The sequence below is a fragment of the Bacillota bacterium genome, from assembly GCA_013177945.1.
GTDB lineage: Bacteria > Bacillota > DSM-12270 > Thermacetogeniales > Thermacetogeniaceae > Ch130.
Genome location: JABLXW010000033.1, coordinates 1 through 6,004, shown reverse-complemented (window position 1 = coordinate 6,004; position 6,004 = coordinate 1). Strand labels below are relative to the sequence as shown.

Annotated in this window: 11 protein-coding genes; 8 read left to right on the top strand and 3 right to left on the bottom strand. The window is 58.1% G+C overall.

Translation table 11 applies throughout. The annotated features are described in order from the left end of the window. From HPY58_13505 to HPY58_13495, 3 genes are all read left to right on the top strand, one after another. Positions 1-177: AbrB family transcriptional regulator (locus HPY58_13505; GenBank protein ID NPV30634.1), on the top strand; the 177-nt coding region annotated here is incomplete at its 5' end. Continuing rightward, positions 174-338, top strand: a complete 165-nt coding sequence (locus HPY58_13500; protein ID NPV30633.1) for a hypothetical protein — start codon at positions 174-176, stop codon at positions 336-338. The genes HPY58_13505 and HPY58_13500, both read left to right, overlap by 4 nt. 46 nt (positions 339-384) lie before the next feature. Then, positions 385-549 (top strand): hypothetical protein, encoded by a 165-nt coding sequence (locus HPY58_13495; GenBank protein ID NPV30632.1) that lies wholly within the window; start codon positions 385-387, stop codon positions 547-549. Positions 550-659: 110 nt separating this feature from the next. Here HPY58_13495 and HPY58_13490 read toward each other — a convergent pair whose 3' ends face one another. Both HPY58_13490 and HPY58_13485 read right to left on the bottom strand, forming a co-directional pair. Then, a complete protein-coding gene (locus HPY58_13490) occupies positions 660-992 on the bottom strand; it encodes a nucleotidyltransferase domain-containing protein (GenBank protein ID NPV30631.1) in 333 nt (110 codons plus the stop codon). Positions 993-1,033: 41 nt separating this feature from the next. Beyond that, a complete protein-coding gene (locus tag HPY58_13485; GenBank protein NPV30630.1) occupies positions 1,034-1,357 on the bottom strand; it encodes a HEPN domain-containing protein in 324 nt (107 codons plus the stop codon). A gap of 166 nt (positions 1,358-1,523) precedes the next feature. Here HPY58_13485 and HPY58_13480 point away from each other — a divergent pair, with 166 nt between their 5' ends. The 3 genes from HPY58_13480 to HPY58_13470 all read left to right on the top strand — a co-directional run bounded on the left by HPY58_13480 (position 1,524) and on the right by HPY58_13470 (position 3,650). Continuing rightward, positions 1,524-1,769, top strand: coding sequence for a type II toxin-antitoxin system HicA family toxin (locus HPY58_13480; protein ID NPV30629.1), 246 nt, complete (start codon positions 1,524-1,526; stop codon positions 1,767-1,769). Continuing rightward, positions 1,762-2,118, top strand: a complete 357-nt coding sequence (locus HPY58_13475) for a type II toxin-antitoxin system HicB family antitoxin (GenBank protein ID NPV30628.1) — start codon at positions 1,762-1,764, stop codon at positions 2,116-2,118. Before HPY58_13480 ends, HPY58_13475 begins: the two co-directional genes overlap by 8 nt. Positions 2,119-2,504: 386 nt before the next feature. After that, positions 2,505-3,650: a TolC family protein gene (locus HPY58_13470; GenBank protein ID NPV30627.1), complete on the top strand. Its 1,146-nt coding sequence runs from the start codon at positions 2,505-2,507 to the stop codon at positions 3,648-3,650. Positions 3,651-3,779: 129 nt separating this feature from the next. Here HPY58_13470 and HPY58_13465 read toward each other — a convergent pair whose 3' ends face one another. Continuing rightward, the gene (locus tag HPY58_13465) at positions 3,780-5,330 is read right to left on the bottom strand and encodes a Na/Pi cotransporter family protein (protein NPV30626.1); all 1,551 of its coding nucleotides are present in this window, start codon (positions 5,328-5,330) and stop codon (positions 3,780-3,782) included. A 311-nt stretch (positions 5,331-5,641) separates the two neighbouring features. Here HPY58_13465 and HPY58_13460 point away from each other — a divergent pair, with 311 nt between their 5' ends. Together HPY58_13460 and HPY58_13455 are read left to right on the top strand one after the other, a co-directional pair. Then, entirely contained in the window at positions 5,642-5,800 is a 159-nt protein-coding gene (locus tag HPY58_13460; GenBank protein NPV30625.1) for a hypothetical protein, read from the top strand. Positions 5,801-5,816: 16 nt separating this feature from the next. Continuing rightward, the coding region (locus HPY58_13455) for a hypothetical protein (protein NPV30624.1) at positions 5,817-6,004 on the top strand (188 nt) is incomplete at its 3' end.

Here is a 6,004-nt window from a genome sequence, read left to right as displayed (position 1 = left end):
GGGCTTGAAACAGGGGACGCTGTTTTCCTCAAATATGAGCCGGAAGAAAAACAGGTGCGCCTTGCGCCTGCGGTAAGCCCTTTTGACATCCTGGCTGAACACGCCATTAAGGAGCACCAGAATGGGCGTGCCCGGACAATAGAAGAATTCGCCCGGGAGCACAATATCTGTCTATGATTGCTGCTTTTGAAGTTTTTGAAGTACGCCTGACCAGGAATGCGGAAAAAGATCTTCTCAGGCTGCGGGATTTGACAGAAAGGGCGTTTGGTAAAGGAAATTTATTGCTACTTGGCATAGGAGCCCCAGCAACTGTAAGTTGTTTTCCCATTAAAGTGTAGGGCTACCTGGTGGTCCGTGAGGTGCCGCCGGGTAGCGTTGCTTTAAATGTCGGGTGTTCAGGACGACCTTCTTGCGGAGGCCGCGGAGCGCCAGCGGACGGGGGTAGACTTCAGCGGGGTGATCTATGCCCATCTATTGCGCGTCTCTATTGGGGGAGCTGTACGTGACCTGGGAAGAGTGAGCGGTTCGCCCCGCAGGCGGCTGCGGTAATGGCCCGGCTTGCGGAGGCTTCCCTCCGGATTGGCTTCACCCAAGCCCTGGCAGCCTCGGACGTTGCGAATTCAGGGCACTGGTCGGCGGTAAATATACTTCCGCCTTGATTAGAGTTCAATGTGCCGGGCGGGGTCGCGAACCAGGGCGGCAATGACGCTCAGAGGTGGCAGCTTTTCGAACTCCTCCGGGGTGTAAGCGAGAGGTTCGATGGGCTCCATCGTTTCTGCCACCGCTTCACCAAGGATCGCGCACCTTTTTTCGAAGGTGAGTCTGGAAAAATCGCGGGAAATCACCACAAGGTCGATGTCGCTGTATTCTGAAGGGGTGCCATTGACATGGGAACCGAAAAGAATTATCCGTTCTGGATTAATCCCTTTTGCCTTGAGGATGCTCCGGAAACGCCTGATTATTTTTTCAACCTCGGATCTTGATGCAGGCATTTTATCACCTCTTCGGTCGATTTGATGTAGCCCTTCGCCATCTACCGGTCGTAGTGTTTCAGTGCCTGAGCCAGCTCTTGCGGGTAGCGCGTTGCAATGCTTGCCGTGTTCAGAGCAGCCAGAAAGGTAAGCTGTTCGTGAGTCAGGTTTGGCTTCGCCAGTTTTACAAGCAGAATCAGGTTGTGTGTACGAGGTGGAGGCTCTCCGGTTTTTGCTGCGACGAGCCCCTTGAGGGCTTTTTCCAATGCCAGGTGACATAGAAATACGGCGTAGATGTATCTTTTGCTGCGAAGCATTGCTTTTGCGGCATTAAGGTCATAGTTGGCCTGCAGGAACCACTCTTCTTCCGGGGGCAAACTGGCCATTTACGAGCCCCCTTTCATTTACGAGTCCCCTTTACTGGGTGTAGTTGCTATATTTCGGTATAATCATTATATCCTCTTTTTTTTCTTGAGGAAAGCCTTTATTTTGGGTGGTTCGCGCCCCTTGACATTATTGCTACTATATATGATACTATTTGCAGTGATTGGTTTGAGCGCTCTGAGAAAACTCTATGAGAGAATCAAGAACAACCCGAACCAGGTTCGCTTTGACGAACTGCGGAAATTGCTGCTTCGTGCCGGGTTTAAAGAGCGCCAACCGGGCAAGGGTTCGAGCCACTATACTTATGTCAAAGGCGGAAAGCTGGTTACGGTCCCGAAGCATTCCAAGCCGGTCAAAGCCGCCTACGTCAAACAGGTAATCAAGGCCCTGGAAGGAGAGTTGCCAGATGAGTAAATCTCTTGATTATTACCTCAGCCTCCCTTATAAAGTTGTTCTGTATCCCGCAGAGGAAGGAGGCTTTGTAGCCGAAATTCCCGAATTGCCCGGCTGCGTTTCCCAAGGCGAAACTGTCGAGGAAGCCTGGAGGATGGTCCATGACGCGAAGCGCGCCTGGCTTGAAACGGCACTGGAAGAAGGTATCCCCGTTCCGGAACCAGCGTCGGACAGGTACTCGGGGCGCTTAGTGTTGCGCATGCCGAAGTCGTTGCACCGCCGCATCGCGGAACTGGCAAAACAAGAGAATGTCAGCCTGAACCAGTACATCGTCTATCAGCTGGCGCGGGTAACAGGCTTGAATTCTTAAATCCGATGACCGCCCGGTTCAAAAAATAGATCACCGCCGGCCGGACGGTGCTCCCCAACACAACGCCAGAGCCCGGATCCTCCCCGATCCGGGCTCTTTCATTATCTGGGGTGGGAGGATTATGCAGATCATCCCTAAAAGGAAGAGGCTGAATGGTGGCTGTAAAGTGCCTTTGAAAAGTCCGGCTTCGTTTACTCCATTTCGTGTCGGACGACAACAAGCGAGTCTGAATTTAACCGCAGGAAGGGCGAAGGCGAGTTATAAGAGACAGCCGGATTCCGATTGACACGGCGAGGCGGGCAGGCGTATACTTTTGCCAGGTAGTTGACGCGGTTAACCATTTTTGAAGAGGAGAGGAGACCTTGAAGCCCGGAGGAAGAAGTTTGCTGCGGCAGATCATTGCTCTTCTGCTCGCCATTCTGTTCGCTTTCGGGGGCGCGGTCCCTGGGGCTTGGGCGAAGGAGCCCGCCCGGCCCGAGATCTCGCTCAACGAGGCGATAGCGAAGGCGCTCGCCCAGAGCGAGAGGGTGAAAAAGGCGGAAAAAGAGGTCGACCGCACCGAAGCCTTGAGAGACTATGCTGCTGACCAGCTTGACTACACGCCGGTGATGCCGGCGGGCAACCCAATGATCGAGGCGGCGTGGGCGGAATTGCTTGCGGCCGACCTCACCTGGCAGTCGAGCAAAAAGAACCTCACCGCGGAGCAGGACGCAGTCGCCCTTGATGCCTGCAAGAAGTACTGGGACGTGCTCCAGGCCCAGGAGAAGGTTAAGGCGGCGGAAGCGGCGCTGGCCAGCGCCCGGCGGCAGCTGCAAAACGCGCGGGCGGGATACCAGGCCGGGACGCTGCCCCTGGCGGCGCTCATCGGCGCAGAGGCGCAGTACCGCAGGGCGGAGGCCGCGCTTGTGAGCGCGCGGAACGACTTAGACAAGGCCTACACCGCCCTGAACCAGGCCATCGGCCTCTGGCCCGAGGACCGGCCGGTGCTCACCACATCCCTCGAGTTTCATCCGCTGGAGGTCTCTAGCCTCGACTACGAGGTGACGAAGGTCCTTGAGAACTGCCCCCAGGTCTGGCTCGCGGAGCAGGGCGTGCGGTTAAAGCAGTATTACCAGGACATTATGTTTTATAAGGGGATTGTATACGGCACCTTTTCCTACAAGCCCTACGAGGCTCGAAAAGTAGAGGTCGAGCAGGCCGAGCTCGACGCCGCCAGCACGAAGAAGCTCTTCGACCTGATCACGCGCCAGCTCTACTACAGCGTGAAGAGCCTCGAGGAGGCCTACGCCGGGGCGCAGGAGGGGGTGCGGGCGGCGGAAGAAGCCCTGCGGGTGGCCCGTCTCAAGCTCGACGTGGGCATGGCCACGGCGGCGGACGTGGCGGCGGCAGAGCAGGCGCTGGCTGACGCGAAGAAGGCGGCTTTTGAACTCGCCTGCCAGCACGCCTACATGAAGCTCGCCTTCGGCAAGCCCTGGGCCTACCTGAGTTCGCTTTCGTCATCTTCTTCGGCCGGCACAGGGGCTGCCGGATAGAACAGACACTTTCATTTGGAGCCTGACGGCGAGGCCCGGGGCACGAAGCCCCGGACTGTTTTTGGTTGCCGCCGTCGGGCGGCTTGGAGACGGTGCAGTAGCGTTGGGGAAGCAGGAGGGGCGGGCAGGCTAGAAGTCGTCCAGCACCACCTGGGCGATGTTGTTGGCGTGGTCTCCCACCCGCTCGAGGTTGCTGATGATGTCGAGGAAGACGACCCCCGAGGTGGGGTAGCAGATCCCCTTGTTGAGCCGCACGAGGTGGTTCTTCCGCAGCTCCTTCTCCATGGCGTCGATGCGCGGCTCGCTTGCGATGACCGCCCGCGCCTTTTCCAGGTTGTTCCGCCGGAGCGCCTCCACGGCGCGCCGGAAGGTGCCGGAAACGAGGTCGTACATCTCCTGCAGCTCCCCGATGGCGTATTCGCTGAAGGGGAGGTTCTCGTCGATCCTCACCAGGGCGAGCTCGGCGATGTTTTCGGAGTGGTCGCCCACCCGCTCGATGTCGTTCACCGCATGCAGCAGCCCGGTGTGCCTCTTCGACTGCTCGGGGGTGAGGTTCCGCTGCGCCAGCTTTGCCATGTAGACGGTGATCGCCCTCTCCAGCTGGTCGACCACCTTCTCCTGCTCGAAGGCCCTCTCCAGGCGCTTCTGGTCCTTCTCGAAGAACCCCTGCATGGCGTCCTCCAGGGTTTCCGCGGCGAGGTCGGCCATTCGGATGATCTCCCTGGTGGCAAGAGACAGGGCCACCGCCGGGGACTCCAGCATCCGCTCGTCCAGGTAGATCGGCCCCCTCCTCAGCTCCCTGTCCTCCCCTGGGAGCAGCCATGTGATGAAGCGGGCGAAGTGGTTGATGAGGGGGAGCATGATCATGGTGTTCAGGGTGTTGAAGGAGGTGTGGGCGTTGGCGATGAGGCGCGCCGGTACGTCCGGGGAGATGAGGGTGACGAATGCCTTGAACCAGGGGAGAAAGGTGAGGAAGATCACCGTTCCGATGACGTTGAAGAGGACGTGGGCGAGGGCGGACCGCCTGGCGTTGAGGCTGGTGCCGATGCTCGCCAGCACCGCGGTGATGCAGGTGCCGATGTTGTCCCCGAAGAGCACCGGGATGGCAACATCAAAGGGGACGAGCCCCTGGTTTGCCATCGCGATCAGCATCCCGATCGTGGCGCTGCTGCTCTGAATGATCACGGTCATCGCCATTCCGGCGAGCACTCCTAAGAGCGGGTAGCGGCCGAAGCTCGTGATGAGGCTTGCGAAGGCCCGGCTTTCTTTTAAGGGGGTTACTGCCGCCTGCATGACCTCCAGGCCCAAAAAGAGGATGCCGAACCCGAGCACCACCTGGCCGGCGTAGCGCCAGAGGCGCTTTTTTGAGAAGAAGTAGAGGGCGAAGCCGAGGGCGATGATGAGAAAAAGGTAGTCGCTCAGCTTGAAGGCGATCAGCTGGGCGGTGATGGTGGTCCCGATGTTCGCCCCCATGATGATGCTGATCGCCTGCTTGAGGCTCATCAGCCCGGCGTTCACGAAGCCGACGACCATGACGGTGGTGGCGCTGCTGCTCTGGATGACGCCGGTTACCAGCGCCCCCGTGAGCACCCCCATTACCGGAAGCTTCGTGAGGGTCTCAAGGATCTTCCGCATCCTGTCCCCTGCGGCCCTCTGGAGCCCCTCCCCCATGAGGCCCATTCCGAAGATGAAAAGCCCCAGCCCGCCGAGGATCCCGGTGATCAGCCTGAACGTGTCCACGCGGTCGAAATCTCCCTTTGCTGCCAGGCGCAACCTGGAAAACAGGCTGTTGGCGGTAGAAATGTCACTGAGAATGTTCTACTTCGACCTCGAAGGCCGTTTTTCCTGTTGCTCCTGACGCTTTCAGGGTCGAGGTTGGATCTTCAAGAGCCCGCCTGTGTTGCCTCTGTCCCTCGGGGCCCTGAGCTGCGGCACAGAAGAGGAAGCGCTCGCCCTGGCCGAAAAGAAGTTTAAAGAACTAAGCAGCTGGCTTGAAAAACGCCCAGTTGGGAAAAGAGGCAGAGGTAGTGAGAGGTAAAGATAAAATCAAAGAAATGTTTTTCAGAATATATGGTATAATGTGCTTGGAAGGCGGAGTTTTTGTGGTTGGTTCTCTTGCACCGGAAGGAGAAGTTAGAAAAAGACACTGAGAAGGATGTGGTCTTTGTGGAGGGAGAAGTCATCGGGGTCTTTACTCCCGAGCTCTACCGGACGGTTATTGCCATCGTCGACATGCGGATGGCCGAAATTAAGGTGACAAGGCAGGATTTCGAAGAGCTCAAAGGCGCGGTCAGGGAGCTGGCGGAGGCTCTAAAAGAGGCCCAGAAGGAGACGCGCCAGGAGGTGGCCCGCCT